Raw genomic sequence first — 25,514 nt, 5'->3', positions numbered from 1 at the left:
GTCGAGGGCATGGAAGCTGCATTGCTGCACATGACCGTCGTCACGGCGGCGCGCATCTCGCGGGCGCTGCAGTAGCCGCGTCTCTCCTTTTCTTCCTCCTTCCTCCTCACCACGAAAGCTCCTGCCATGAACACCCGCCGCTCTCTCGTCGCCGCCGCACTCTCCGGCTTTGCCATCCTCGGTTTCGCGGGTGCCGCGCATGCGCAGGGCGAGCCGCTGCGCGTGGCCACCGACGCCACCTTCCCGCCGATGGAATTCGTGGAGAACGGCAAGCGCACCGGCTTCGACGTGGAGCTGGTCGAGGCCATCGGCAAGACGCTGGGCCGCAAGATCGAGTGGATCGACATCGACTTCAAGGGCCTCGTGCCGGGCCTGATCTCCAAGCGCTTCGACATGGCCGTCTCGGCCATCTACATCACCGACGAGCGCAAGAAGGTCGTCGACTTCACAGTGCCCTACTACGCGGGCGGCCTCGTGGTGATGGTGAAGGACGGCAACACCGCCATCAAGACACCGGCCGACATCAACGGCAAGAAGGTCAGCGTGCAGGTGGGCACCAAGTCGGTGAGCTTCACGAAGGAGAAATTCCCGCAGGTGCAACTGATGGAAGTCGAGAAGAACCAGGAGATGTTCAACCTCGTCGACATCGGCCGCGCCGACGCCGCCGTGACCGGCAAGCCCGCCGCCTACCAGTACGTGCGCACGCGCGGCGGCCTGAAGGTGCTGCCCGAGCAGATCACCACCGAGGAATACGGCATGGCCATCCGCAAGGACACGCCGGAACTCACCAAGGCCGTGAACGGCGCCATCGAGAAGCTCAAGGCCGACGGCACCTACGCGCAGATCGTCAACAAGTGGTTCAACGCGACCGCCAAGTAAGCGGGCCATGGATCTCGATTTCTCGCCCGTCTGGCAGGGCTGGCCCGACCTGCTGCGCGGAGCGCTCGTTACGGTGGAAATCACCGCCTGCGCGCTGGCGCTGGGCTGCGTGCTGGGCCTCCTGGTCGGCATCGGCCGGCTGAACCCGAAGCGGCGCTGGATCTACGGCGCGTGCACCGCTTATGTGGCGGCCATTCGCGGCACGCCGCTGCTGGTGCAGCTGTTCATCCTGTTCTTCGGCCTGCCGCACTTCGGCATCCTGCTGCCGGCCTTCCTTTGCGGCGTGCTGGGGCTCGGGGTGTATTCGGGTGCATACGTGTCGGAAATCGTGCGTGGAGCGATCCAGTCGATCGACAAGGGCCAGACGATGGCGGCGCAGTCGCTGGGCATGACGCCCGGTCTCGCGATGCGCCACATCGTGCTGCCGCAGGCGGTGGTTCGCATGATCCCGCCGCTGGGCAACGAGTTCATCGCGCTCATCAAGAACTCGGCGCTGGTGTCGCTGCTGACCATCCACGACGTGATGCACGAGGGGCAGAAGATCATCAGCGTGTCTTACCGCTCGCTGGAGGTGTACCTGGCCATCGCGGTCGTGTACTTCGTGCTCACCGGCACGATGACGCTGGTGCTGCGGCACTTCGAGCAACGCCTGCGCCAGGGCGGGATGGTTCGATGACCGGCGTGCTTCGTCGTTTCTCGCGCGCCTCGCTGCCCGGCACGCCGTGGAAGAACGGCGGCGGCACCACGCAGGAAATCGCCAGCTGGCCGCCGGGCGCGGGGCTCGACAGCTTCGGCTGGCGCGTGAGCATCGCCACCATCGCGGCGGCGGGGCCGTTCTCGGTATTCGCGGGCGTGGACCGCAGCATCACCCTGCTGGAAGGCGACGGCGTGCGGCTATTCACGCACGACGGGCGCATCGAACACCGGCTCGATGTTGCGCTGCAGCCCTTCGCCTTCAGCGGCGACGAGCCCATCGACTGCACGCTGCTGGGCAATGCCTCGAACGACTTCAACGTGATGACCCGGCGCGGCCATTGGCGCGCCGAGGTTCGCGTGCTGGACCGTGCCACGGCCATCGAGGCCGCGCCGCACGGCGTGCTGCTGGCGCTGCGCGGCGCGTGGCGCCTGGACGACGAAGCCTGCGGCGAGGGCGAAGGCCTGCAATGGGCCGATGCCGCACGCGGCTGGCAGGCGATGCCTGAAGGCACCGAAGCGCGGCTGCTCGCGGTGCGCATCCTGCCGGCCTGAGCTGCCGCCGCAACAACAGGAACAACGATGAAACCCGTCAACGAATTTCCCTCGGCCGACGGCCTCTGGACCGGCATCCGCCTTGCCGCCGATGCGGGGGTAGAAGCCGCCATCGTGGTGGAGCAGGGCGCGGTCCGCTGGGTCGGCGCCCGAAGCGCGCTGCCGGCCGGGTTCGCGGGGCTCGCGCCGCACGACGGCGGCGGTGCGCTCGTCACGCCGGGGCTGGTCGACTGCCACACGCACCTCGTCTACGGCGGCCAGCGCGCCAACGAGTTCGCGATGCGCCTGGCGGGCGCCACGTATGAAGAAGTGGCGAAGGCCGGCGGCGGCATCGTCTCTTCGGTGCGCGCCACGCGCGAGGCCGACGAAGACACTCTGTTCGCGCAGGCCTCGGCGCGGCTCGAACAGCTGCTGGCCGACGGCGTGTGCGCCATCGAGATCAAGTCGGGCTACGGCCTTTCGCTGGAGCACGAGCGCAAGCAGTTGCGCGTGGCGCGGCGCCTGGGCGAAGCCTACGGCGTGACGGTGCGCACCACTTTTCTCGGCGCGCATGCGCTGCCGCCCGAGTACGCAGGCCGCAGCGGTGAGTACATCGACCTCGTGTGCAAGGAGATGCTGCCCGCGCTCGCGGCCGAAGGGCTGGTCGACGCGGTGGACGTGTTCTGCGAGCGCATCGCCTTCTCGCTCGCCGAGACCGAGCAGGTGTTCAAGGCCGCGAAGGCGCTGGGCCTGCCGGTGAAGCTGCATGCCGAGCAGCTCTCGGACATGGGCGGCGCCGCGCTGGCCGCGCGCTACGGCGCGCTCTCGTGCGACCACATCGAGCACCTGTCGGCCGAAGGCATCGAGGCGATGCGCAAATCCGGCACGGTGGCCGTGCTGCTGCCGGGTGCCTACTACACGCTGCGCGACACGCACCTGCCGCCCATCGCCGCGCTGCGCGCCGCGGGCGTGCCGATGGCGGTGTCGACCGACCACAACCCCGGCACCTCGCCCGCGCTGAGCCTGCTGCTGATGGTGAACATGGCCTGCACGCTGTTCTGTCTCACGGTGCCCGAGGCGCTCGACGGCGTCACGGTGCATGCCGCGCGCGCGCTGGGCCTGCAGGACACACACGGCGCCATCGCGCCCGGCATGCCCGCCAACTTCGTGCTGTGGAACGTGCGCGAAGCTGCCGAGCTCGCCTACTGGTTCGGACAGCAGCCGGTGCGCGCCGTGGTGCGGCAGGGGCGCATCGCCATTTGAGCCACCGGAGCCAACGCATGACAAACACTCTTTTCGCGGCCGATGCGCTGCTGCCCGAGGGCTGGGCCAGGAACGTCCTGCTGGCCTGGGACGACGAAGGCCGGCTCACGCAGGTGCAGGCTGGCGCGCAGCGGCCCGCGGACGCGCAGGCCGCGCGCGGCCCCGTGATCCCCGGCATGCCCAACCTGCATTCGCACGCCTTCCAGCGCGCCTTCGCGGGCCTCACCGAGCACCGCGCCGAGCAGCACGACAGCTTCTGGAGCTGGCGCACGCTGATGTACCGCTTCGCCGCGCGCCTCGGTCCGCAGCACATGGAAGCCATCGCGACCTGGCTCTATGCCGAGATGCTCGAAGCCGGCTACACCGGCGTGTGCGAGTTCCAGTACGTGCACCACGACGTGGACGGCCGCCCGTATGCCGACGACGCCACGCTGAGCCTCGCGCTGCTGCGCGCGGCGAAGAAGGTGGGCATCGGCTTCACGCTGCTGCCGGTGCTCTATCAGACCGGCGGCTTCGGCGAGCAGCCGCCCACCGAAGGGCAGCGCCGCTTCGTCCGCTCCACCGACTCGATGCTGCGCCTGCTCGAAGCGCTCAAGCCCCAGTGCGATGCGCAGGGCGCGCGGCTGGGCCTCGCGCCGCACTCGCTGCGCGCCGTGCCGCCCGAGGGGCTGCGCGACGCCATCGCGGGGCTCGAAGTCATCGACCGCACCGCGCCCATCCACATCCACATCGCCGAGCAGACCAGGGAAGTGGATGACTGCGTGGCCTGGAGCGGCCTGCGCCCGGTCGAATGGCTGCTCGACCACGCGCCGGTGGACGAGCGCTGGTGCCTGGTGCATGCCACGCACATGAACGACGCCGAGTACGAATACGCGGCCCGCAGCGGCGCGGTGGCGGGCCTGTGCCCGACCACCGAGGCCAATCTGGGCGACGGCATCTTCGACTTCGCCAAGTGGCGCAGCCATGGCGGCGCATGGGGCGTGGGCTCCGACAGCCACGCCAGCGTGAACGCGGCGGAAGAGCTGCTGATGCTCGAATACAGCCAGCGCCTGGCCAGGCGCCAGCGCAACGTCGGCGCCAGCGCGGCGCAGCCGCATGTGGCCAGCGCGCTGACGCTGGAGGCGGTGCAGGGCGGGGCGCGGGCCTCGGGCCGCGCCACGGGCGGGCTCGCGGCGGGGCAGCAGGCCGATTTCGTCGTGCTCGACGCCTCGCACGTCGCGCTGCAGGGGCTGGGCGCGCCCGATATGCTTTCCGCCCACGTCTTCGCGAGCCACCGCACTTCGGCCGTCGACGCCGTCTGGGTCGCGGGCCGGCCGCGCGTCTCGGCAGGCCGGCACGCGCTGCACGACGAAGCCGCCGCCGCCTTCGTGGCCGCGCGCACCCAACTGCTACAGGATTGATCGAACCTCACCCGGACCCCACCATGGCCTTCACCACCGCCGAACCGCCTTTCCGCTTCCGCCAGGGCACCCGCCCGCTGCTGATCTCGATGCCGCACGTCGGCACGCACGTGCCGCCCGCGCTGGCCGCGCGCCTCACCGAAGAGGCGCGCCATGTGCCCGACACCGACTGGCACCTCGAACGGCTCTATGACTTCGCCGACGAACTGGGCGCCTCGGTGCTGGTGGCGACGCATTCGCGCTACGTGATCGACCTGAACCGCCCGCCGGACGGCGCCAGCCTTTACCCCGGCCAGAGCGTGACGGGCCTGTGCCCGGTCGACACCTTCGACGACACGCCGCTGTACGCCGACGCCGCCGACGTGCCGGGCGACGAGGAGACCGCGCAGCGCCGCGACGCCATCTGGCAGCCCTATCACGCCAAGCTGGCGGAGGAGCTCGCGCGCATCCGCGCGCAGCACGGCGTGGCCGCACTGTGGGACGCGCACTCGATCCGCTCGGTGCTGCCGCGCTTCTTCGAGGGCAAGCTGCCCGACCTGAACCTGGGCACCGGCAAGGGCATCAGCTGTGACCCGGCGCTGGCGCAGACGCTGCTGGGCATCGCCGAAAGCGCCACCGGCTACACGGGCGTGCTCAACGGCCGCTTCACCGGCGGCTACATCACGCGCAACTACGGCAACCCCGCGCAGAACGTGCACGCGGTGCAGCTGGAGATGACGCAGTCGAGCTACATGCAGGAGAAGCTGCCCTTCGACTACCTGCCCGAGGTGGCTGCGGGCGTGCAGCCGCACGTGCGGCGGATGATCGAGGCGGTGCTGGCCTTCGTGGAAGGCCGCGCAAAGGGCTGACGGCGGGCAGGGGCAGGGGCTCTTCCTACAATCGGAGCCCTATGAAGCCCGTCACCTACACCCACGGCCAGGCCCTGCCCGGCATCCTCGCAAAGCGCATCGCGATCCTCGACGGCGCCATGGGCACGATGATCCAGCGCTTCAAGCTCACCGAGGAGCAGTACCGGGGCGAGCGCTTCAAGGACTTCGAGCGCGACGTGAAGGGCAACAACGAGCTGCTGTCGCTCACCCGGCCCGACGTGATCCGCGACATCCACGAGGGCTACCTCGCGGCGGGCGCCGACCTGATCGAGACCAACACCTTCGGCGCGACCACCATCGCGCAGGAGGACTACAAGATGGCGCACCTCGCGCGCGAGATGAACCTCGAATCCGCGAAGCTGGCGCGCGCGGCCTGCGACAAGTTCAGCACGCCCGACAAGCCGCGCTTCGTGGCCGGCGCCCTCGGCCCGACGCCCAGGACGGCGAGCATCAGCCCCGACGTGAACGACCCGGGCGCGCGCAACGTGAACTTCGAGGAGCTGCGCGCGGCCTACTACGAGCAGACAGGGGCGCTGGTCGAGGGCGGCGCCGACGTGATCCTGGTCGAGACCATCTTCGACACGCTCAACGCCAAGGCCGCGCTGTTCGCGGTCGACGAGTACTTCGACAACAGCGGCAAGCGCCTGCCGCTCATCATCAGCGGCACGGTGACCGATGCCTCGGGCCGAATCCTCAGCGGCCAGACCGTCACCGCCTTCTGGCACAGCGTGCGGCATTCGCAGCCGCTGGCCATCGGCCTGAACTGCGCGCTGGGCGCGGCGCTGATGCGCCCCTACATCCAGGAGCTGGCGCGCGTGGCCGGCGACACCTTCATCAGCTGCTACCCGAACGCCGGCCTGCCCAACCCGATGAGCGACACCGGCTTCGACGAAACGCCCGACGTCACCTCGCGGCTGCTGCACGAGTTTGCGTCGGAAGGGCTGGTGAACATCGTGGGCGGCTGCTGCGGCACCACGCCGGACCACATCGCGGCGATCGGCAAGGCGGTCGCGCCAATGGCCGGGCGGGTGCTGGGCACCAACAACGCAGGCTTCTACAAAGAGGCTGCCTAACGGGCTCTCCCCCAGGCTGCGCGCACTTCGTGTCGCTTCGCCAACCCCCTTCCGGGGGCAACACCTGCGGCCCGGCAAAACCGGTTCCGCGGTGTTCCTGGAAATCGGACCTGCGCTGATTGACGGGCTGGCACCCCCGGCCTAGGCTGGGGCGCAAGGAGCCTTGCCATGAACTCACCACTCACCTGGCGCTGGGCCGCCATCAGTGCGCTTGCCCTTGCGCTGCCGCTCGCCGCGCAGGCGCAGCAGGCCTTCACGCGCGGCGCGGTCAACCTGCGCGCCGGGCCTTCGGGCGACTATCCGCTGGTGGCGCGGCTCGGGCCCGGCCAGCCGCTCGAGGTGGTCGGCTGCACCAGCGGCTATGGCTGGTGCGACGTGGTGCTGCCCGATGGCGGGCGCGGCTGGATCTGGGCGCGCAACCTCGACTACGCCTACCAGGAGCAGCGCGTGCCGCTGGTCACCTACGGCGCGCTGATCGGCGTGCCGATCATCGGCTTCGCCATCGGCAGCTACTGGGCCGACTACTATCGCGACAGGCCCTGGTACGGCGACCGGCGCTGGTGGGGCAACCGGCCGCCCCCGCCACCCGTGGCGGGCTGGCGTCCACCGCCGCCGGTGCGGCCCGGATGGCAGCCGCATCCCTGGCGGCCGGGTCCGGGGTTCAGGCCACCCGGACCGGGCTTCAGGCCACCGCCCGCGCCGGGCATCCGTCCGCCGGTGGACCCGGGAATCAGGCCACCACGGCCGCAGCCGGGCTTCCGTCCCGGTCCGCCGCCGGGCAAGCCGCATCCGCATCCCGGCGGGGGCGGGCATCGCGGGGGAGGCCGTGGCGGTGACCATGGTGGAGGTCACGGCGGCGGGCACCGGCACTGAAGGCCGGCGCCGCAGCCCTCAGTCTTGCGCGACGCGTACCACGCGCTTGCCGAAGTTGCGGCCCTGAAGCAGGCCGATGAACGCGTCCGGCGCGTTCTCCAGTCCGTCGATGCGGTCTTCGCGCAGCGTGATCTTGCCGGCGTCGACCCACTCGTCCATCTCGCGCCGGAACGCATCGAAGCGCTCGCCGTAGTGGTCGAGGATGACGAAGCCCTGCATGCGGATGCGCTTCTGCAGCAGCGCAGCCGTCAGCAGCGGCAGCCGGTTCGGGCCCGAGGGCAGCGACTCGCTGTTGTAGTCGGCGATGTGCCCGCACACCGGCACGCGCGCGCCGATGTTGAGCAGCGGCAGCACCGCGTCGAACACCGCGCCGCCGACGTTCTCGAAATAGACGTCGATGCCCTTGGGGCACGCGGCCGCAAGGCGCGATGCGAATTCCGGATCGTGGCGGTCGATGCAGGCGTCGAAGCCCAGCACCTCGACCGCGTGGCGGCACTTGTCCGCGCCGCCTGCGATGCCCACCACGCGCGCGCCCTTGAGCCTGGCGATCTGCCCGACCACCGAGCCGACCGCGCCGGTCGCGGCCGCCACCACCACGGTCTCGCCTGGCTTGGGCTGGCCGATGTCGAGCAGGCCCACGTGCGCGGTGAAGGCCGGCATGCCGAGCCCGCCGAGCGCCAGCGATGGCTGCGCCATCTGGCCCAGCGGCATCAGGTCCTGGCCGTCGGACAGGGCGTAGTCCTGCCAGCCGGCGTTGCCCAGCACGAGATCGCCGGGGCTGAACTGCGCATTGCGCGAGGCGACGACGCGGCTGACCGTGCCGCCCGGCATCGCCTCGCCCACTTGCACCGAGGCAGGCGCATAGAGCGGCGGAACCTCGTCCATCAGCTGGCGCATGTACGGATCGAGCGACAGGTGCAGCGTGCGCAGCAGCACCTGGCCCTCGCCGGGCGCGGGGACGGCGCCTTCCTCGATGCGGAAGTCGGCGGGCGTCGGCAGGCCGCGCGGCCGGGCGGCGAGGACGATGCGGCGGTTGGTGGTTTCGCTTTGATGCATGGGGCGTGGCTCCTTCGGTGAATAGACCAGTCGTCTAGTGAATGGGCGAAAAAAAGCGGGAGCGCGCTCGCCTCCCGCTTCGTGGGTGTCAGTGGTCCGTAGACAGGCCCAGCAGCTGCCGGGTGTCGCGCATGGCCGCGTCCAGCGATGCGCGGTCGCGCGTGATCTTGGCCAGCAGGCTGGCACCGAGCCAGCGCTGGTAGAGCGCGACGGCGACGCCCTGCGCGTCCTGTTCCTGTGGCATCGCCTTCAGCGAGCCGTCGGCCCGGCCGGCCTCGATGCAGCCTGCGAGCCGGTCGGTGATGCCTCGGGTGCCGCGCGCCAGCGCTGCGCGCATGCTCTCGGACAGGTCGCAGACCTCGGCGCCGAGCTTGACGACGAGGCAACGGCTTTGCGCCTCGTCGCCGGTCTGGGAGTCGAGCCAGTCGTCGAAGTAGGCGAGCAGGCGCTGGGCGGCGGTGCCGGCGCCTTCGGCCAGAAGGGTGTCGGTGCGCCCCAGGTACTCGCTGAAGTAGGCCTCCAGCACGGCCTCGCCGAAGACTTCCTTGGAGCCGAAGTAGTGATAGAACGACCCCTTCGGCACCTTCGCCGCCGCCAGCACCTCGGCCAGCCCGACGCCGGTGAAGCCCTTGCGCAGCAGCAGCGGATGGGCCACGTCGAGGATGTGCTGGCGGACGTCGGTGGTGGGTGCGGCGGCATTCATGGACCGCACTCTAGCGGCAATTAGACCAGTCGTCTAGTTCGCCTGATCGGCCGGATCGCCGCTCACCTTCGGGCTGCATTCGCCCGCCGCAGCCCGGCCCTTCGCGATCAGATTCACGAAATGCTGAGCTCCCAGGCCGAGTGGGCGCTCACGTGACCACACCACGTCCACCCACAGGTCCAGCCCGTTGCTGAGGTTCTCGAACGGAATCTCGACCAGCGCGCCCGCCGCCACATGCGGCCGCGCGAAGTTGCGCGGCAGCCAGCCCCAGCCCAGCCCGGCGGTGATCAGGCTCAGCGCGGCCAGCGCGTTGTCGGAGCGCCAGACGTGGCGCGCGAACACGAAGCGCGGGTCGCTGGTGGCAAGGTCGCGGCCGGCCACCACGATCTGGCGGGTGTTGGTCAGGTGGTCCTCGCGCAGCCGGCCGTCGTTGGCGGCAAGCACGGGGTGGTCGGGCGCCATCACCGCCACCATGAGCTCGCTGCCCACTTCCTGGAAGCCCTCGCGCCCGTCGAGGCTGGGCCGCTCGAAGACCAGCGCCAGCTGCGCGCGCCCGCTGTGCAGCAGCGCCAGCGCGTCGGCCTGCGGCGCGGCCAGCACTTCCACCTGCAGCAGCGGATGCTCCCGCGCCAGCTCCGACAGCGGTCCGGTCCACGGCGCGGCCAGCAGCTCGGGCGCGATGGCCAGCGTGAGCCGGTCTTCCAGCCCCTGGGTAAGCGCCAGCGCCTGCACCTGCAGCTGCTTCAGCTGGGCCGCCAGCAGCCGCGCCTGCGGTTCCAGCGAGCGCGCGGCGGCCGTGGGCTGGGGCTCGCGGCCGCTGCGGTCGAAGAGCTGCAGGTCGAGCTCGGCTTCCAGGTTCGCGATGGCCATGCTCACCGCCGACGGCACCCGGCGCAGCGCCCGCGCGGCGGCCGAGAAGGAGCCGTGGTCGATCACGGCCAGGAAGACTTCGACGTTGTCGCTGGAAAAGGCCATGGCGCCGATCTTTCAATAAAACTGAAACAAGTTAACTTTTTATATCAGCAGATGACAAATAAAGTCCAGTCATCGCATCAACGAACACAGAGAGAAAGCCATGCAAGGGATTCAGCGCCGCATCGTCTACATCAGCCTCTACGAAGGTATCGCCATCGTGGCCGCCAGCGCGGGCCTGGCCCTGATGACGGACGCCGGCCTGGGCCATTCGGGCGTGCTGGCGGTGGCCGCCTCGGTCATCGCGGTGATCTGGAACCTGGTCTTCAACTCGCTCTTCGAGCGCTGGGAGTCGCGCCAGGCCGTGCGCGGACGCAGCCTGCGCCGCCGCATCGCGCACGCCATCGGCTTCGAGGGCGGCCTGATCGCCTTCCTGGTGCCGATGTTCGCCTGGGGCCTGGGCGTCACGCTCTGGCAGGCGCTGGTGATGGACCTGGGGCTGGTGGTGTTCTTCCTGGTCTACACCTTCGTCTTCAACTGGGCCTTCGACCGGGTGTTCGGCCTGCCAGCCTCGGCGATGGGCGAGGCGCAACCCGCCTGAAGGGCCGGCGGCCAGCCGCGCAAACCCGGAATAACCGCGTGGAGGGTCGAATCCCCTAAAATGCGCGGCTTCCCAAGGAGCGTTGCAGCGGCGGGCCACAGCGGCCGGCCGTCAGGCTTGGGGCGACAACGACGCTCGCCTGTTCGACTCTTCCGCAGGTGAGGCCATGTCCCAGATTCCCGCTCCAGCTACCCCCGATTCCGCCCCCCTGGCGCCCCCGCCCATGAAGCTGTCCGGCCTGGAGCCGGTCTCCATCGGCGAAGGCACGCTGTTCGTCAACATCGGCGAGCGCACCAACGTCACGGGTTCCAAGGCCTTCGCACGCATGATCCTCAACGGCCAGTTCGAAGAAGCGCTGGCCGTGGCCCGCCAGCAGGTCGAGAACGGCGCGCAGGTGATCGACGTGAACATGGACGAGGCCATGCTCGACAGCAAGGCCGCAATGGTGCGCTTCCTCAACCTCATCGCCAGCGAGCCCGACATCGCGCGGGTGCCGGTGATGGTCGACAGCTCGAAGTGGGAGGTCATCGAGGCGGGCCTGCGATGCATCCAGGGCAAGGGCATCGTCAACTCCATCTCCATGAAGGAGGGCGTCGACAAGTTCAAGCACGAGGCCAAGCTGGTCAAGCGCTACGGCGCTGCGGCCGTGGTGATGGCCTTCGACGAGAAGGGCCAGGCCGACACCTACGCGCGCAAGATCGAGATCTGCGAGCGTGCCTACCGCATCCTGGTGGACGAGGTGGGCTTCCCGCCGGAAGACATCATCTTCGACCCGAACATCTTCGCCATTGCCACCGGCATCGAGGAGCACGACAACTACGCGGTCGACTTCATCGAGGCCGTGCGCTGGATCAAGCAGAACCTGCCGGGCGCGAAGGTGTCGGGCGGCGTGTCGAACGTGAGCTTCAGCTTCCGCGGCAACGACCCGGTGCGCGAGGCCATCCACACCGTGTTCCTGTACCACGCGATCAAGGCGGGCATGGACATGGGCATCGTCAACGCCGGCATGGTGGGCGTGTACGACGACCTCGAACCCGAGCTGCGCGAGCGCGTGGAAGACGTGGTGCTCAACCGCCGCTCAGACGCCGGCGAGCGCCTCGTCGAAGTGGCCGAGACCGCCAGGAGCGGCGCGAAGGACGACAGCAAGAAGCTCGAATGGCGCGGCACGCCGGAGAACCCTGTGCACGTCAACCAGCGCTTGTCGCATGCGATGGTGCACGGCATCACCGACTTCATCGTCGAAGACACCGAAGAGGCCTACCAGCAGATCCTTGCGAAGGGCGGCCGCCCGCTGCACGTGATCGAAGGTCCGCTGATGGATGGCATGAACATCGTGGGCGACCTGTTCGGCCAGGGCAAGATGTTCCTGCCGCAGGTGGTGAAGTCGGCGCGCGTGATGAAGTCGGCCGTGGCCCACCTCATTCCCTACATCGAGGAAGAAAAGCGCCAGGACGAGGCCGCGGGGCGCGACGTGCGCACCAAGGGCAAGATCATCATCGCCACCGTGAAGGGCGACGTGCACGACATCGGCAAGAACATCGTCACTGTCGTGCTCCAGTGCAACAACTTCGAAGTGGTGAACATGGGCGTGATGGTGCCCTGCCACGAGATCCTCGCGAAGGCGAAGGTCGAGGGTGCTGACATCGTCGGCCTCTCCGGCCTCATCACGCCGAGCCTGGAAGAAATGCAGTACGTGGCCGGCGAGATGCAGAAGGACGACCACTTCCGCATCCGCAAGATTCCGCTGCTGATCGGCGGTGCCACCACCAGCCGCGTGCACACGGCGGTGAAGATCGCGCCGCACTACGAAGGCCCTGTGGTCTACGTGCCGGACGCCTCGCGCAGCGTGAGCGTGGCGCAGAGTCTGCTGAGCGACCAGGCGGCCGCGTACATCGACGAGATCAACGCCGACTACGTCAAGGTGCGCGAGCAGCACGCCAACAAGAAGCAGGTGCCGCTGTGGCCGCTGGCCAAGGCGCGCGCCAACAAGACGCCCATCGACTTCGCGAACTACCTGCCGCCGGTGCCGAAGTTCATCGGCCGGCGCGTGTTCCGGAATTTCGACCTCACCGAGCTCGCGAAGTACATCGACTGGGGCCCGTTCTTCCAGACCTGGGACCTGGCGGGCCCGTTCCCGGCCATCCTGAAGGACGAGATCGTCGGCACCGAGGCCGTGCGCGTGTATGCCGATGGCCAGCGCATGCTCAAGCGGCTCATCGAGGGCCGCTGGCTCAGCGCGAGCGGCGTGGTGGGCTTCTGGCCCGCCAACACGGTGAACGACGACGACATCGAGCTCTACACCGACGAGTCGCGCAGCGAAGTCGCGCTCACCTGGTACGGCATGCGCCAGCAGACCGAGAAGCACGAGATCGACGGCGTGATGCGTCCGAGCCGCTGCCTGGCCGACTTCGTCGCGCCCAGGGACAGCGGCGTGAAGGACTACGTCGGCATGTTCGCCGTGACCGCCGGCCTGGGCGTGGAGAAGAAGGAGAAGTATTTCGTCGACGACCTCGACGACTACTCCGCCATCATGCTCAAGGCCCTGGCCGACCGGCTGGCCGAGGCCTTCGCCGAGGCGCTGCACCACCGCGTGCGCACCGACCTGTGGGGCTACGCGAGCGACGAGAGCCTGAGCAACGACGACATGATCGCGGAGAAGTACCGCGGCATCCGCCCCGCGCCAGGCTACCCGGCCTGCCCCGACCACAGCGTGAAGAAGCCCATGTTCGACCTTCTGAACTGCGCGGACATTGGCATGAGCCTGACGGAAAGCCTCGCTATGATGCCCGCCGCCAGCGTGAGCGGGTTCTACCTGAGCCACCCCGATTCGACGTACTTCAACGTCGGCAAGATCGGACACGACCAGTTGCAGGACCAGGCCGCGCGGCGCAAGGAAAGCGAAGCCGAGCTCGAACGCCTGCTCGCGCCCAATCTTTGAACCTGCCGGCCGGCGCGGCCGTTCGGCACCGGGAGTCGTTATTCAGAAGCTGATGTTTGCAGCCGCGCACTACGCGGCCCTGGCGGTTTTCGTGACGGGCTGCTGGGGCTATGGACGCGCGCTGCTGGGCCGCCTCGCGCCGCCTCCGCGCCGCGACGCGGGGCTCGAGGCCGCCATGGCCGTGGCCCTGGGTGTAGGAATCTTCATCTGCGCCTTCCAGGCGCTGGCCATCTTCGGCGCCTTCAGGACCGGCGCGACCGCGGCGATCGTCGCCGTGGGCGTGGTGGCCGCGGCGCTCCAGCTGCCCTCGTGGCTGCGCGAGCGGCGCGCGCTGCTGCTCGCCAAGCCGCCCGCGGCGCCCTGGAGCTACGTCGAGCGCGTCGCGGCGATCGCGCTGGCGCTGGTCGTGCTGCCCGCGCTGGCCGCCCCGCTCGCGCCGCCCATCGCCTTCGACGAGCTGATGTACCACCTGCCCTATGCGCGGCAGGTCGCAGAGCACGGCTCGCTGGGCATCCACGACTGGCTGCGCTACCCCTGGTTCCCGTACAACTACAACCTGCTGTACGCCGGTGCGCTGCAACTGGGCGACGACGTGCTGCCGCACTTCCTCAACGGGCTGGCCGGGGCGCTGTCGGTGGTCATGGTCTACCGCCTGGGCACGCTGCATGCCGACCGGCTCACCGCATGCATCGGCGCAGCCATCTGGCTGGGGCTCGGCGACTACTCCAACGCGCTCATCGACATGGGCGTGGCGCTTTTCGTGCTGTCGGCCTGCGTGGCGCTGTGGTGGTGGCGCGAGTCCGAGATCGGCAAGCCGGCGCACGGGGGCATCCGCTGGCTCGGCGTCGCGGCCTTCTGCCTGGGCGTGGCGGCGGGCTCGAAGTACCAGGCGCTGATCTTCCTGCCGCTGGTGGCGCCCTTCGTCTTCCGCCACGAGCGCAGCCTCAAGGCCTGGGCGGTGGTGTTCGCCTGCTTCCTGCTGCCGTGCGTGTACTGGTACGCGCGCAACGCCGTCATGACGGGCGACCCGTTCAACCCCATCGGCGCGCGCGTGTTCGGCTTCACCGAATGGACGCCGGCCGACTACGTGCAGCAGGTGGCCGACGTGCGCGTGCATGCCGAGCTGCCCAACGCGCTGCTGTGGTCGGTGTTCTTCGCGCCCTTCAGCCCGCTGTGGAAGCGCTCGGCGGCGGTGCGCGCGGCCGGCTGGTTCTGCCTGTACTCGGTGATCGTCTGGGTCGCGACCTCGCGCTATCCGCGCTACCTGACGGCCTCGTTCCCGCTTCTGGCGGCCATCGCGGCCATCGGCTGGCAGGTGGTGTTCGGCTGGATCGTCGCGGGCTTTCGCCGCGTGGTCGGTGCCAGGGCTGCGGCTGCCGGCGTGCCTCCCGCCGCCGTCACCGCACGCACCCCGGCCCGCCTGGGCGACTGGGCGATCGTGCTGTTGTTGGCGGTGCTGGCCGCCGTTTCCGTGCGCCAGACGGCCACCAAGGTCGCGCTGATCGCCACCACGCCCGAGGCCCGCGAAGCCGTGCTGCGCAAGCACGTGCCGGGCTACGCGGTCATGGACTACCTGCGGCGCAACGCCAAGGGCCGCGTCTACCAGATCGCGCTGAACGAGGCGATCTACTACGGCCCCAACCCCATCTGGGGCGACAGCCTCGGGCCCTGGCGCTACACCGACTTCGGACGCCTGTCGGGCGGCGATCTCGCGCGCAAGCTCTCGGGCATGGGCTTCGTCGCGGTGGTGCTGCCCGACACGGTGGTGCCGGTGTTCACCGCGCGCATCGACTTCGACAAGTACTTCGCAGTGGAATACGAGAAGGACGGCAGCCGGGTCTACCGTATCCTTCCCGCCGCACCATGAACGACGCCGCAGACATCTCCACCAGCATCCGGCAAGAGCCCCGCGGCAATGCCGGAGGCGGCCTGCGCATCGCCGTGGTGATCCCCTGCTACAACGAGGCGCTGGCCGTCGAGCAGGTGGTGCGGGGCTTTCGCGCCGCGCTGCCCGAAGCCGACATCCACGTCTTCGACAACAACTCCAGCGACGACACGGCAGGCGTGGCGCGCGCGGCCGGCGCCACCGTCACCCACGTGGCCCTGCGCGGCAAGGGCAACGTGGTGCGGCGCATGTTCGCCGACGTCGATGCCGACGTGTACGTAATGGTCGACGGCGACGCCACCTACGACGCGGGCGCCGCGCCGCGGCTCATCGACCGCCTGGTGCGCGACAACCTCGACATGGTGGTCGGCAGCCGCGTGGACGACGGCCAGGACGCGCACACCTATCGCGCCGGCCACCGCTTCGGCAACCGCATGCTCACGGGCGCGGTGGCGCAGCTCTTCGGCGGCGGGCTCACCGACATGCTGTCGGGCTACCGCGTGTTCTCGCGGCGCTATGCCAAGTCGTTCCCGGCGCTGTCGCGGGGTTTCGAGACGGAGACGGAGCTCACCGTGCACGCCCTCGAATTGCGCATGCCCTATGCGGAGGAGGCCACGGCCTACAGCACGCGTCCCGAAGGCTCCGTGAGCAAGCTCTCGACCTACCGCGACGGCTGGCGCATCCTCAAGACCATCTGCAAGCTGTTCGTGAGCGAACGGCCGCTGCAGTTCTTCTCGATCATCGGCGCGCTGCTGGCGCTGATGTCGATCGTGCTGGCCGTGCCGGTCGTCATGACCTACCTGCACACCGGCCTCGTGCCCCGGCTCCCCACGGCGGTGCTGGCCACCGGCGCGATGCTGGCGGCGATGCTGTCGTTCGTGTGCGGCGTCATCATGCAGGCCATCACCCTGGGGCGCCGCGAGGCCAAGCGGCTGAGCTACCTCGCGATTCCCAGCGTGCGCGAACGCGCGGCCCGCGTGGTGGATGCCCTGCGATGAAGATCGGCCGCGAGTTCCTCACCTTCGCCGTGGTCGGCGTGATCGGGCTCGTGGTCGATGTGGTGGTGCTCTACCTGCTGGCGCCGCTGCTGGGCTGGTACGCGGCGCGCGTCGTGTCGTTCCTTGCGGCGGCGACGACCACCTGGGCCTTCAACCGCCGCTACACCTTCGCGGCGAGCGCGGCTGCGGGCGGTTCCATCTGGCGCGAATACTTCGGCTACCTCGCGACCATGACTGCCGGCGCGGTGCTCAACTACGGCGCCTACGTGCTCACGCTGCACTGGGTTGAGGGCCGATGGGCCGCGGCGCTCGGCGTGGCGCTCGGCAGCCTCGCGGGCATGAGCGCCAACTTCCTGTCGGCGCGCTACCTCGTCTTCCGCTCGCACCGCGGCGGCTGAGGCCGGCGGTGCGGCGTGGCGCGCTCAGTGCGCGCCCGAGACGACGACCGGAATCTCCGTCGCCGGAGGCGTGTTGCGGCTGCGGCCGCAGCGCACGATGCCGTCGATCATCACCATGCCCACGCCCGGGATGTCGCCGAGCTGAACGCTCTCGAGCAGCCCCGGCGCGGGCGAATGCTGAGCGCGGTCCATGAAGACGAAGTCGGCGGCGCGGCCCACCTCGACCAGGCCGCAGTTGAGCTTGCGGATCTTCGCGGTGTTGCCGGTCGCGAAGCAGAACACCAGCTCGGCCGGGATGTTCGCGATGGACGACAGCATTGCCACCATGCGCAGGATGCCCAGCGGTTGCACACCCGAGCCCGCGGGGCCGTCGGTGCCGAGGATCACGCGGTGCGGGCACTTGAGCTCCAGCGCGGCCTTCGCGGCGGCGATGGCGACCTTCTCGTTGCCGTTGTGCACGATCTCGATGGCTCGCGAGCTCTTCTCGCACAGTTCGCACACATGCGCCTCGGGCAGCGAGGTGTGGCCGCCGTTGATGTGGCCGATGACGTCGGCGTCGGCCTCGAGCACCACGTCCTTGTCGATCAGGCCCGAGCCGGGGATCGACGGGCCGCCGGTGTGGATCGTGCTCTGGATGCCGTACTTGCGCGCCCAGGCCACCATCTCCTTGGCCTCGTAGCCTGCCTTCACCGAGCCCAGGCCCACCTCGCCGAGCAGGCCCACGCCGGCCTCGGCGAGTTCCTTGAAGTCGCTCTCGACCATGCCCTTCTCGATGACGGGCGCGCCCGCCAGCACCTTCACGCCGCCGGGGCGGAAGTTGTCGAACGCGCGCTGCGCCGTGATGGCCAGTGCCTTCAGGCCCACGATGTCCTTGGGGCGGCCGGGCAGGTGCACCTCGCCGGCGGAAATCATGGTCGTCACGCCGCCGTGCATGGTCGAGTCGATCCAGCCGAGCTGGCCCTGGCGCGGCGTCCAGTCGCCGAACACCGGGTGCACGTGGCTGTCAATCAGGCCGGGTGCCACGCAGGTCTTCTTCGCGTCGATGACGGTGACCGCGCCTTCGAGGTCGCAGTCCTTTTCCTTGCCGACCGCGACGATCAGGCCGTCGTTCACCACGATGGTGTCGGCGTCGAGGATGGGCTTGTCGATGTCGCCCGAGAGCAGCAGCCCGATGTTCTTTATGACGACCTTGCCCGACTTGCCGCCGGCTGCGATTTCTGCCATTTCGTGTTTTCCTCGTGGGGTGGGGTGTTGTCTTGTACGTCGTCCGCGCGCACGGTGCGCAGCACGGTCTCGATCACGAAGTCTTCCCAGTGCGTGATCGCCTCCGGCGACTCCAGCGGCTCGCCGAGGAAGGCGGTGAGCGTGTGCCTGTTGGAGGTGTAGAAATAGCCGGTGGACGCGATCAGCAGGTAGATGTCGCGCGCCACAAGGTCCTTGCGGAACAGGCCTTGCGCGGCGCCGCTGGCCAGGATTTCCGCGATGATGGCCACCGCGCGCGACGAGTACTCGCGCGCGCGCAGCGACTTCGAGATGTGCCGGCCCTTGTGCAGGTTCTCGGTGTTCAGCAGCGTGACGAACTCGGGGTTCTTGCGGTAGTAGCCCAGCACGAAGCGGATGACTTCGGTGAGCGCCTCCACCGGCCGCGAGGCGTCGAGGGCAATGGCGGCCTCGGCGTCGTCCATGCGCTGGTAGATGCCTTCGAGCACGGCAATGAAGAGTCCTTCCTTGCTGCCGAAGTAGTAGTAGATCATCCGGTCGTACGACTTCGCGGCCTTGGAGATCTTCTCCACGCTGCCGCCGTCGTAGCCGTACTTGGCGAACACCTTGGTCGCCGCCTTCAGGATGCTGTCGCGCGTGGCCTGGGCAGCTGCCTCGCGCACGCCCATGCGGCGCTGCGGCTTGGTGACTACCTTGCGTTCCATCGGAGGGCGGGACGAAGAGGGGGGCGGTCGCCGCCGGGCCGCCCCAAGGCGGACCGCGCCTCACCCACGGGGGGTGGAGTTACACGAGCACAGCGAGTGAAAAGCCGGGGGGCCTTCATTACTTTTCGGCGAAGGCGCGCTCGACGACGAAGTCGCCCGGCGTGCTTGTGTTGCCTTCCTTGAAGCCGCGCTTCTCGAGAATGTGCTTCAGGTCCACCAGCAGGCCCGGGCTGCCGCACAGCATGACGCGGTCTTCCTCGACATTCAGCGGCGGCAGGCCGAGGTCGTCGGTGAGCTTGTTGCTCTCGATCAGGTCGGTGATGCGGCCCTGGTTGCGGAACTCCTCGCGCGTGACCGTGGGGTAGTACAGCAGCTGCTTGGCGATCATCTCGCCCAGGAACTCGTGCTTGGGCAGGTGGTCGGTCACGAGGTCGTGATAGGCCAGCTCGTCGACCTGGCGCACGCCGTGCACCAGGATGACCTGCTCGAACTTCTCGTAGGTGTCCGGGTCGCGGATGATGCTCATGAACGGTGCGAGGCCGGTGCCCGTGCCGAACAGGTACAGGCGCTTGCCCGGAAGCGTGTAGTCGATCAGCAGCGTGCCGGTGGGCTTGCGGCCCACGATGATGGTGTCGCCCACCTGGATGTGCTGCAGCTTCGAGGTCAGCGGGCCGTCTTCCACCTTGATGCTCAGGAACTCGAGATGCTCCTCGTAGTTCGGGCTGACGATGCTGTAGGCGCGCAGCAGCGGCTTGTTGTTGACCTTCAGGCCGATCATCGTGAAATGACCGTTCGAGAAGCGCAGCGCCGGGTCGCGCGTGGTGGTGAAGGTGAACAGGCGATCGGTCCAGTGGTGGACGCTCAGGACGCGTTCTTCGCTGAATGCACTCATACGGAACTCAAGAGTTGGTTGGTAACAGGGGAGGTTGGCTGAGCCTGGGTGCACGCCTTTGGGGCGCAAGCCGCCGGCCGGCTCCGAACCCTCCATTGTCGTTGGTCGGAGAAACCCCGATGCACACCGCGAGAAAACACCATTGCAAGCATCGGGCCCGTTTGCTACATTGACCTTTGATGTAGTGAATGCAACATGAAAGTGTAGGGAATGCTACACAAACGGCAGTCGATGCACAAGCAGGCGGGCGGCACGTTTGTTGCAAACCCCGGCAGCCTGGATCTGCCCCCTTGCACACCACCGAACGCCCACGAGATCGCCCCGATGACAGAACACACCAAGACAGATGGCCTCCCCGGCATGGACATGCCCGTGGTGGCCGAAGCCGGCAGCAGTGCCTTCGGCAAGGCGCCGCTGCGCAACGAGCGCATGAGCACGGCGAAGGTCGAGTGCAACGCCTGCCCGGTGCTGTGCCAGATCTCCGACGGCCGCACCGGCGCCTGCGACCGCTATGCCAACAAGGAAGGCGTGCTGGTGCGCGTCGATCCCGTCGTGCTGCTGCGCCGTACGGTCGAAAGCGAGAAGCCCGCGCTGGTTCCCTTCAACCGCCCCGGCGCCGAGGAAGCCCCCGCCAGCCCCGACTGGAACGGCGACCTGCTGCACGCCGACGAAGTCTTCGTCACCGGCGTGGGCTCTTCCACCACCTATCCCGACTACAAGCCCGCGCCCTTCATCGTGGCTTCCAAGGCCCAGGGCGTCGACATGGTCACCGTCGTCACCGAAGGCATCTTCAGCTACTGCAGCTTCAAGGTGAAGATCGATACCGACCGCTTTCTCGGCCCCGAGCAGGCGAACGTGCGCTACCGCGGCGAGGTCGTGGGCCATGTGACCACGGCCGAATACGGCTCGCAGATGCTCTCGCTCGGCGGCGTGCACCACCTCACCGGCGGCAGCAAGAAGGAAGGCCGCATGACGGCCGAGCTGATGCAGCTGCTGGGCAACAAGAAGGCGGTGGAGTGCACCATCGACGGTGGCTCCACCCTCGTCATCCAGGCTGGCAGGGCGCCCATCGTCAACGGCGTGGAAGAGCAGCGCATGCGCGTGGGCTGCGGCTCGGCCGCGGTCGGCATCTTCGCGCGCCAGTTCGCCGGCGTGGCCGACGAAGTGGTGGTGGTCGACGACCACATCACCGGCGTGCTCACCGAGCACCAGGCCGGCCGCTGCCTCGACATGGCGCCTTCGGGCATCCAGATGCTGGGCCGCAAGTCCACGCCGGGGCGCTACTTCCAGGTGGCGAATCCGGGCAACGGCTGGGGCGGCACCGACATCGCCGATCCGCTCGCGATCATCGAAGGCTGGGAAGAGGGCGTCGCCCGCCCCGGCCTGCGCCTGCTCATGACGTCGACCACCGGCGAGCACGCGCAGTGGTACGTGCTCGACGATGCACTGAAGCCCGTCGAACAGCCCATGCCGCCGGAAGTGAAACGCATCGTCGACCGCATCGGCGAGAACTGCGAACCGTCGCTGTGCACCGTGCTGTTCCTCGGTGGTGCGGGCGGCAGCCTGCGCGCGGGCGTCACCGAGAACCCGGTGCTGCTCACGCGCGCCATCAAGCGCGCGCTGGTCAATGTCACCTGCGGCGGCGCGCCGGCCTATGTGTGGCCCGGCGGCGGCATCACCGTGATGGCCGACGTCATGCGCATGCCCGACAACAGCTTCGGCACCGTGCCCACGCCGGCCATCGTCGCGCCCATCGAGTTCAGCATGCGGCGCGACGACTACGAGGCGCTCGGTGGCCACATGGAACACATCTTCCCGCTCGAGCAGGCGCTCGCGCGCGGTGCATGGCAGGAAGACGGCGCGCCGCTCGCGCGCCAATGGCTCGCGGTGGACGACTCCAACCCGTGGCCCCTGGGCCACGCCCCGATGCTGGGCTGATCATGTCCGCCCAACGCAGTGCGCTCGACAAGAGCCGCTGGCACTTCAGCCACGGCCCGATCGACATCGTGGCCGAGGCGCACGGCGATCCGTATGCCGTGGGTGCGGCGCACGACGCGGCATGGGCGCGCTTCGTCCACGTGCTCGATGAACTGGTGCGCGAGCTGCCGTTGCTGCGCCTGCCCGTCACCGACAGGATGCGCCCGCGCAACGTGGTGGCGCGCCGCATGTGGGACGCATGCGCGGCGTTCTCGCCGACCTTCATCACGCCGATGGCGGCGGTGGCCGGCTCGGTCGCGCAGGAGCTGATCGCGTTCTACGAACGCCCCGGCATCGAGCGTGCGTGGATCAACAATGGCGGCGACATCGCGCTGCATCTCGCGCCCGGCCAGTCCGCGCGCGTGGGTGTGTTCGCCGACATCGCGCGCTTCGACCTGCGCAGCCATCTGGCCGGCGAGGGCGGCATCCTCACCACCGACGGCCAGTTCGAGCTGCGCGCAGACCAGCCCGTGCGCGGCGTCGCCACCAGCGGCTGGCGCGGGCGCAGTTTCTCGCTGGGTATCGCCGACAGCGTGACGGTGCTGGCCGCCACCGCAGCGCAGGCCGATGCCGCCGCGACAGTGATCGCCAACGCCGTCGACGTGGACGACGAGGCCATCGCGCGCCGCCCCGCGAACGAGTGCAAGGACGACAGCGACCTGGGCGACACCCTCGTCACCGTCGACGTGCCCACGCTGGCCCCCGCGCAGGTGCGCAGCGCACTCGATACGGGCGCGATATGCGCCAAGGTCCTGCAAAAAGGAGGGCTCGTGTGGGCCGCTCTACTCGTTTGCCAGGGGCAGTGGAGACTTGTCGAGCCCTTATGCTCGAAGGCGCTCGATGCAGAGTCGCCGAAATCCGTTGGTTCAGTATTTGCTTAACGAAAAGCAAGGTTCTTTTTCATGATCGAAATCCGCCGCGTCTTCACCCAGGTCGAGCACATCCACCACGAGTTCGGACCGCGCGCCGACACCCCGCTGGTGCGTGGTGCCATCGGCGCGGTGCTGACCAATCCGTTCGCCGGCCGCTACGAGCCCGACATCCTGCCGATGATGGCGCTGCTCGACCCTGTGGGCGTCGACATGGCGCACCGGCTGCACGCCGCCATGGACGTGCCGCTGGAGCAGATCGCTACCTACGGCAAGGGCGCCATCGTCGGCGCCGACGGCGAGCTGGAGCATGGCGCGCTGTGGCACGTGCCCGGCGGCTACGCGATGCGCGAACTGCTCGGCTGGAAAGGCAGCCGTGCCGCGTACACCGCTGGCAAGGCTGAAGAGAAAACCGGCCAGCCCGGCAACGCGCTGTCGATCGTGCCCTCGACCAAGAAGGTCGGCCCGCCCGGCGCCGCGCTCGACGTGCCGCTGACCAACATCAACGCCAGCTACGTGCGCGGCCAGTTCGATGCCATCGAGGTGCGCGTACCCGGCGCGCCGGCGGCCGACGAGATCGTCTTCATCCTCGCGATGAGCACGGGCTATCGCATCCATGCCCGCGTGGGCGGCCTGCTCGCGAAAGACATCAGCAAGTGGGACGGCCTGCGCTGAAAAAAAGGACTATGACCATGACCAACTCCTCGCAAACCAACCTGGGCCTCATCGATTCAAGAACACCGCGGAACCGGCTTTACCGGGCCGCAGGTGTTGCCCCCTGCAAGGGGGTTGGCGTAGCGACACGCAGTGCGCGCAGCCTGGGGGTGTGCCAATGACTACCGCCAACATCCGCAAGCTCGTCATTCAGGTCGATGAAACCCGCAAGGAAATGGGCCAGGACATCACGCCGCCCACGCGCCGCGCCGTCGCCATCGCCGTCATCGAGAACCCCTATGCCGGCCGCTACAGCGAGAACCTCGACGAGCTCATCGCCATCGGCGAGGAACTCGGCGCGCTGCTGGGCCAGAAGGCCGTGAAGGCGCTGGGCATCGAGCCCGGCCAGGCGCAGAGCTACGGCAAGGCCGCCATCGTGGGCGAGCGCGGCGAGCTCGAACATGCCGCCGCCATCCTGCATCCCAAGCTGGGCGCACCGTTGCGCGTGGCGGTCGAGAAGGGCGCGGCGCTCGTGCCCTCGGCCAAGAAGCAGGGCACATTGGGCACCGCCATCGACGTGCCGCTGGGCCACAAGGACGCCGCCTTCGTGCGCAGCCATTTCGACGCGGTGGAAGCCCGCGTGAGCGACGCGCCGCGCGCCAACGAGATCGTCGTGGCGGTGGCCGTCACCGACAGCGGCCGTCCGCTGCCGCGCATCGGTGGCCTGCAGGTCTCCGAGATCAAGGGCGAAGATGGACTGCGCTGAGTAGCGCCGCATCGTCCAGCCAGAGCCTCGCGCCCATACAACTCGAATTCTTTCTGCCTTAACCCCTAGGAGCTTCTCGATGAATCCATTGCGCCATGTTTTCTGCGCCGCTTCCGTCGTCACGCTGGCCACCGCCCTTGTTCCCGCGCATGCGCAGGGCGTGATCAAGATCGGCGAAATCAACAGCTACAAGGCGCAGCCCGCCTTCCTCGAGCCCTACAAGAAGGGCATGGAGCTCGCGGTCGACGAGATCAACGCCAAGGGCGGTATCAACGGAAAGAAGATCGAGCTCATCAGCCGCGACGACAACGCCAACCCCGGCGACGCGGTGCGCGTGGCCGAAGAACTCATCTCGCGCGAAAAGGTCGACGTGCTGGCCGGTGCCTTCCTGTCGAACACGGGCCTGGCGCTGACCGACTTCGCCAAGCAGAAGAAGTTCTTCTATCTCGCCGCCGAGCCGCTCACCGACAAGATCGTCTGGAGCAACGGCAACAAGTACACCTACCGCCTGCGTCCCTCGACCTACATGCAGGTCGCGATGCTGGTGCCCGAGGCCGCCAAGCTCAAGAAGAAGCGCTGGGCGCTCGTGTACCCCAACTACGAATACGGCCAGTCGTCGGTCGCTACCTTCAAGACGCTGCTGAAGGCCGCGCAGCCCGACGTGGAGTTCGTCGCCGAGCAGGCTCCGCCGCTGGGCAAGGTCGATTCGGGCAGCGTGGTGCAGGCCCTGGCCGACGCCAAGCCCGACGCCATCTTCAACGTGCTCTTCGGCGCCGACCTCTCCAAGTTCGTGCGCGAAGGCAACACGCGTGGCCTCTTCAAGGACCGCGAGGTGGTGAGCGTGCTGACAGGCGAGCCCGAGTACCTCGACCCGCTGAAGGACGAGGCGCCCAACGGCTGGGTCGTCACCGGCTACCCGTGGTATGGGGTGAAGACGCCCGAGCACAAGGCCTTCCTCGATGCCTACCAGGCCAAGTTCAAGGACTATCCGCGCCTGGGCTCGGTGGTCGGCTACAGCGCCATCCACTCGATAGCGGCCGGCATCAAGAAGGCCGGCAGCACAGACACCGAAAAACTCGTGGCCGCCTTCAAGGGCCTGCAGGTCGACACGCCCTTCGGCAAGATCAGCTACCGCGCGCAGGACAACCAGTCCACCATGGGCGCCTACGTCGGCAAGACCAAGAACGACGGCGGCAAGGGTGTGATGGTCGACTACGTCTACCTCGACGGCGCGAAGTTCCAGCCGTCCGACGACGAAGTGAAAAAGATGCGCCCAGCAGACTGAGCGCAAGCCAACCCCTGACACCTATACCAAAGCGGACCATTCCAGGAATACCGCGGAACCGGCTTTGCCGG

At 68.5% G+C, this 25,514-nt stretch carries 24 protein-coding genes and 1 riboswitch; of the genes, 18 read left to right on the top strand and 6 right to left on the bottom strand.

The window, feature by feature from the left end; genetic code table 11:
- Positions 1–126 precede the first annotated feature (126 nt).
- The 8 genes from QMO14_RS09870 (at position 127) to QMO14_RS09835 (ending at position 7,584) form a co-directional block, all read left to right on the top strand.
- Positions 127–879: a transporter substrate-binding domain-containing protein gene (locus QMO14_RS09870; protein ID WP_301506542.1), complete on the top strand. Its 753-nt coding sequence runs from the start codon at positions 127–129 to the stop codon at positions 877–879.
- A gap of 7 nt (positions 880–886) precedes the next feature.
- Positions 887–1,555, top strand: coding sequence for an amino acid ABC transporter permease (locus tag QMO14_RS09865; protein WP_301506540.1), 669 nt, complete (start codon positions 887–889; stop codon positions 1,553–1,555).
- Positions 1,552–2,127 carry a HutD family protein gene (locus QMO14_RS09860; protein WP_301506537.1) on the top strand — a complete coding sequence of 192 codons (576 nt, stop codon included), beginning with the start codon at positions 1,552–1,554 and terminating at the stop codon, positions 2,125–2,127. Before QMO14_RS09865 ends, QMO14_RS09860 begins: the two co-directional genes overlap by 4 nt.
- A 27-nt stretch (positions 2,128–2,154) precedes the next feature.
- Positions 2,155–3,369: an imidazolonepropionase gene (gene hutI / locus QMO14_RS09855; RefSeq protein WP_301506535.1), complete on the top strand. Its 1,215-nt coding sequence runs from the start codon at positions 2,155–2,157 to the stop codon at positions 3,367–3,369.
- A gap of 17 nt (positions 3,370–3,386) precedes the next feature.
- Positions 3,387–4,769 carry a formimidoylglutamate deiminase gene (locus QMO14_RS09850; RefSeq protein ID WP_301506534.1) on the top strand — a complete coding sequence of 461 codons (1,383 nt, stop codon included), beginning with the start codon at positions 3,387–3,389 and terminating at the stop codon, positions 4,767–4,769.
- A gap of 23 nt (positions 4,770–4,792) precedes the next feature.
- On the top strand, positions 4,793–5,617 hold the full coding sequence (gene hutG, locus QMO14_RS09845) for an N-formylglutamate deformylase (RefSeq protein ID WP_301506533.1): 825 nt from the start codon (positions 4,793–4,795) through the stop codon (positions 5,615–5,617).
- A 41-nt stretch (positions 5,618–5,658) separates the two neighbouring features.
- Positions 5,659–6,711: a homocysteine S-methyltransferase family protein gene (locus QMO14_RS09840; protein WP_301506532.1), complete on the top strand. Its 1,053-nt coding sequence runs from the start codon at positions 5,659–5,661 to the stop codon at positions 6,709–6,711.
- Positions 6,712–6,879: 168 nt separating this feature from the next.
- Entirely contained in the window at positions 6,880–7,584 is a 705-nt protein-coding gene (locus QMO14_RS09835; protein ID WP_301506529.1) for an SH3 domain-containing protein, read from the top strand.
- Positions 7,585–7,602: 18 nt separating this feature from the next.
- Here QMO14_RS09835 and QMO14_RS09830 read toward each other — a convergent pair whose 3' ends face one another.
- The 3 genes from QMO14_RS09830 to QMO14_RS09820 form a co-directional block, all read right to left on the bottom strand.
- Complete coding sequence (locus QMO14_RS09830; protein ID WP_301506527.1) at positions 7,603–8,640, bottom strand: NADP-dependent oxidoreductase; 1,038 nt, start codon at positions 8,638–8,640, stop codon at positions 7,603–7,605.
- Positions 8,641–8,728: 88 nt separating this feature from the next.
- Positions 8,729–9,343 carry a TetR/AcrR family transcriptional regulator gene (locus QMO14_RS09825; protein ID WP_301506524.1) on the bottom strand — a complete coding sequence of 205 codons (615 nt, stop codon included), beginning with the start codon at positions 9,341–9,343 and terminating at the stop codon, positions 8,729–8,731.
- Positions 9,344–9,376: 33 nt separating this feature from the next.
- Entirely contained in the window at positions 9,377–10,318 is a 942-nt protein-coding gene (locus tag QMO14_RS09820) for a LysR family transcriptional regulator (RefSeq protein WP_301506522.1), read from the bottom strand.
- Between the two features lie 100 nt (positions 10,319–10,418).
- Between QMO14_RS09820 and QMO14_RS09815 the strand changes: the two genes are divergently transcribed.
- From QMO14_RS09815 to QMO14_RS09795, 5 genes are all read left to right on the top strand, one after another.
- Positions 10,419–10,856: a PACE efflux transporter gene (locus QMO14_RS09815; RefSeq protein ID WP_301506520.1), complete on the top strand. Its 438-nt coding sequence runs from the start codon at positions 10,419–10,421 to the stop codon at positions 10,854–10,856.
- A 68-nt stretch (positions 10,857–10,924) separates the two neighbouring features.
- Positions 10,925–11,000, top strand: a riboswitch (S-adenosyl-L-homocysteine riboswitch).
- A 22-nt stretch (positions 11,001–11,022) separates the two neighbouring features.
- Positions 11,023–13,794 (top strand): methionine synthase, encoded by a 2,772-nt coding sequence (metH, locus tag QMO14_RS09810; RefSeq protein ID WP_301506518.1) that lies wholly within the window; start codon positions 11,023–11,025, stop codon positions 13,792–13,794.
- 52 nt (positions 13,795–13,846) lie between these two features.
- Positions 13,847–15,661: a glycosyltransferase family 39 protein gene (locus QMO14_RS09805; protein ID WP_301506517.1), complete on the top strand. Its 1,815-nt coding sequence runs from the start codon at positions 13,847–13,849 to the stop codon at positions 15,659–15,661.
- Positions 15,658–16,677, top strand: a complete 1,020-nt coding sequence (locus tag QMO14_RS09800; protein ID WP_301506515.1) for a glycosyltransferase family 2 protein — start codon at positions 15,658–15,660, stop codon at positions 16,675–16,677. Before QMO14_RS09805 ends, QMO14_RS09800 begins: the two co-directional genes overlap by 4 nt.
- Positions 16,674–17,075 carry a GtrA family protein gene (locus tag QMO14_RS09795; protein ID WP_301506513.1) on the top strand — a complete coding sequence of 134 codons (402 nt, stop codon included), beginning with the start codon at positions 16,674–16,676 and terminating at the stop codon, positions 17,073–17,075. Before QMO14_RS09800 ends, QMO14_RS09795 begins: the two co-directional genes overlap by 4 nt.
- 24 nt (positions 17,076–17,099) lie before the next feature.
- Here the strand turns inward: QMO14_RS09795 and QMO14_RS09790 are convergent, their stop codons facing one another.
- From QMO14_RS09790 to QMO14_RS09780, 3 genes are all read right to left on the bottom strand, one after another.
- Complete coding sequence (locus tag QMO14_RS09790; protein ID WP_126472493.1) at positions 17,100–18,299, bottom strand: amidohydrolase family protein; 1,200 nt, start codon at positions 18,297–18,299, stop codon at positions 17,100–17,102.
- Complete coding sequence (locus tag QMO14_RS09785) at positions 18,254–19,000, bottom strand: TetR/AcrR family transcriptional regulator (RefSeq protein ID WP_301506510.1); 747 nt, start codon at positions 18,998–19,000, stop codon at positions 18,254–18,256. The genes QMO14_RS09790 and QMO14_RS09785 overlap by 46 nt, the downstream gene beginning before the upstream one ends.
- 118 nt (positions 19,001–19,118) lie before the next feature.
- Complete coding sequence (locus QMO14_RS09780; protein WP_301506508.1) at positions 19,119–19,892, bottom strand: ferredoxin--NADP reductase; 774 nt, start codon at positions 19,890–19,892, stop codon at positions 19,119–19,121.
- Positions 19,893–20,216: 324 nt separating this feature from the next.
- Between QMO14_RS09780 and QMO14_RS09775 the strand changes: the two genes are divergently transcribed.
- From QMO14_RS09775 to QMO14_RS09755, 5 genes are all read left to right on the top strand, one after another.
- Entirely contained in the window at positions 20,217–21,830 is a 1,614-nt protein-coding gene (locus tag QMO14_RS09775) for a 6-hydroxynicotinate reductase (RefSeq protein ID WP_301506506.1), read from the top strand.
- A gap of 2 nt (positions 21,831–21,832) precedes the next feature.
- Positions 21,833–22,750 carry a UPF0280 family protein gene (locus tag QMO14_RS09770; RefSeq protein WP_301506504.1) on the top strand — a complete coding sequence of 306 codons (918 nt, stop codon included), beginning with the start codon at positions 21,833–21,835 and terminating at the stop codon, positions 22,748–22,750.
- 21 nt (positions 22,751–22,771) lie between these two features.
- Positions 22,772–23,413 carry an amino acid synthesis family protein gene (locus QMO14_RS09765; RefSeq protein WP_301506502.1) on the top strand — a complete coding sequence of 214 codons (642 nt, stop codon included), beginning with the start codon at positions 22,772–22,774 and terminating at the stop codon, positions 23,411–23,413.
- 157 nt (positions 23,414–23,570) lie between these two features.
- Positions 23,571–24,158, top strand: a complete 588-nt coding sequence (locus QMO14_RS09760; protein ID WP_301506501.1) for an amino acid synthesis family protein — start codon at positions 23,571–23,573, stop codon at positions 24,156–24,158.
- Between the two features lie 79 nt (positions 24,159–24,237).
- Positions 24,238–25,443 (top strand): ABC transporter substrate-binding protein, encoded by a 1,206-nt coding sequence (locus QMO14_RS09755; protein WP_301506499.1) that lies wholly within the window; start codon positions 24,238–24,240, stop codon positions 25,441–25,443.
- The last annotated feature ends 71 nt before the right edge of the window (positions 25,444–25,514 follow it).

Origin of the sequence: Variovorax sp. CAN15, from assembly GCF_030462475.1 — a bacterium.
Lineage (GTDB): Bacteria > Pseudomonadota > Gammaproteobacteria > Burkholderiales > Burkholderiaceae_C > Variovorax.
Note: the sequence above shows the minus strand (reverse complement) of the source record. Positions and strands in the feature narration are given on the sequence as shown.

Coding starts and splice junctions, on each gene's coding strand:
- QMO14_RS09870 (WP_301506542.1), top strand. CDS start 127: ATGAACACCCGCCGCTCTCTCGTCGCCGCCGCACTCTCCGGCTTTGCC.
- QMO14_RS09865 (WP_301506540.1), top strand. CDS start 887: ATGGATCTCGATTTCTCGCCCGTCTGGCAGGGCTGGCCCGACCTGCTG.
- QMO14_RS09860 (WP_301506537.1), top strand. CDS start 1,552: ATGACCGGCGTGCTTCGTCGTTTCTCGCGCGCCTCGCTGCCCGGCACG.
- hutI (WP_301506535.1), top strand. CDS start 2,155: ATGAAACCCGTCAACGAATTTCCCTCGGCCGACGGCCTCTGGACCGGC.
- QMO14_RS09850 (WP_301506534.1), top strand. CDS start 3,387: ATGACAAACACTCTTTTCGCGGCCGATGCGCTGCTGCCCGAGGGCTGG.
- hutG (WP_301506533.1), top strand. CDS start 4,793: ATGGCCTTCACCACCGCCGAACCGCCTTTCCGCTTCCGCCAGGGCACC.
- QMO14_RS09840 (WP_301506532.1), top strand. CDS start 5,659: ATGAAGCCCGTCACCTACACCCACGGCCAGGCCCTGCCCGGCATCCTC.
- QMO14_RS09835 (WP_301506529.1), top strand. CDS start 6,880: ATGAACTCACCACTCACCTGGCGCTGGGCCGCCATCAGTGCGCTTGCC.
- QMO14_RS09830 (WP_301506527.1), bottom strand. CDS start 8,640: ATGCATCAAAGCGAAACCACCAACCGCCGCATCGTCCTCGCCGCCCGG.
- QMO14_RS09825 (WP_301506524.1), bottom strand. CDS start 9,343: ATGAATGCCGCCGCACCCACCACCGACGTCCGCCAGCACATCCTCGAC.
- QMO14_RS09820 (WP_301506522.1), bottom strand. CDS start 10,318: ATGGCCTTTTCCAGCGACAACGTCGAAGTCTTCCTGGCCGTGATCGAC.
- QMO14_RS09815 (WP_301506520.1), top strand. CDS start 10,419: ATGCAAGGGATTCAGCGCCGCATCGTCTACATCAGCCTCTACGAAGGT.
- metH (WP_301506518.1), top strand. CDS start 11,023: ATGTCCCAGATTCCCGCTCCAGCTACCCCCGATTCCGCCCCCCTGGCG.
- QMO14_RS09805 (WP_301506517.1), top strand. CDS start 13,847: ATGTTTGCAGCCGCGCACTACGCGGCCCTGGCGGTTTTCGTGACGGGC.
- QMO14_RS09800 (WP_301506515.1), top strand. CDS start 15,658: ATGAACGACGCCGCAGACATCTCCACCAGCATCCGGCAAGAGCCCCGC.
- QMO14_RS09795 (WP_301506513.1), top strand. CDS start 16,674: ATGAAGATCGGCCGCGAGTTCCTCACCTTCGCCGTGGTCGGCGTGATC.
- QMO14_RS09790 (WP_126472493.1), bottom strand. CDS start 18,299: ATGGCAGAAATCGCAGCCGGCGGCAAGTCGGGCAAGGTCGTCATAAAG.
- QMO14_RS09785 (WP_301506510.1), bottom strand. CDS start 19,000: ATGGAACGCAAGGTAGTCACCAAGCCGCAGCGCCGCATGGGCGTGCGC.
- QMO14_RS09780 (WP_301506508.1), bottom strand. CDS start 19,892: ATGAGTGCATTCAGCGAAGAACGCGTCCTGAGCGTCCACCACTGGACC.
- QMO14_RS09775 (WP_301506506.1), top strand. CDS start 20,217: ATGACAGAACACACCAAGACAGATGGCCTCCCCGGCATGGACATGCCC.
- QMO14_RS09770 (WP_301506504.1), top strand. CDS start 21,833: ATGTCCGCCCAACGCAGTGCGCTCGACAAGAGCCGCTGGCACTTCAGC.
- QMO14_RS09765 (WP_301506502.1), top strand. CDS start 22,772: ATGATCGAAATCCGCCGCGTCTTCACCCAGGTCGAGCACATCCACCAC.
- QMO14_RS09760 (WP_301506501.1), top strand. CDS start 23,571: ATGACTACCGCCAACATCCGCAAGCTCGTCATTCAGGTCGATGAAACC.
- QMO14_RS09755 (WP_301506499.1), top strand. CDS start 24,238: ATGAATCCATTGCGCCATGTTTTCTGCGCCGCTTCCGTCGTCACGCTG.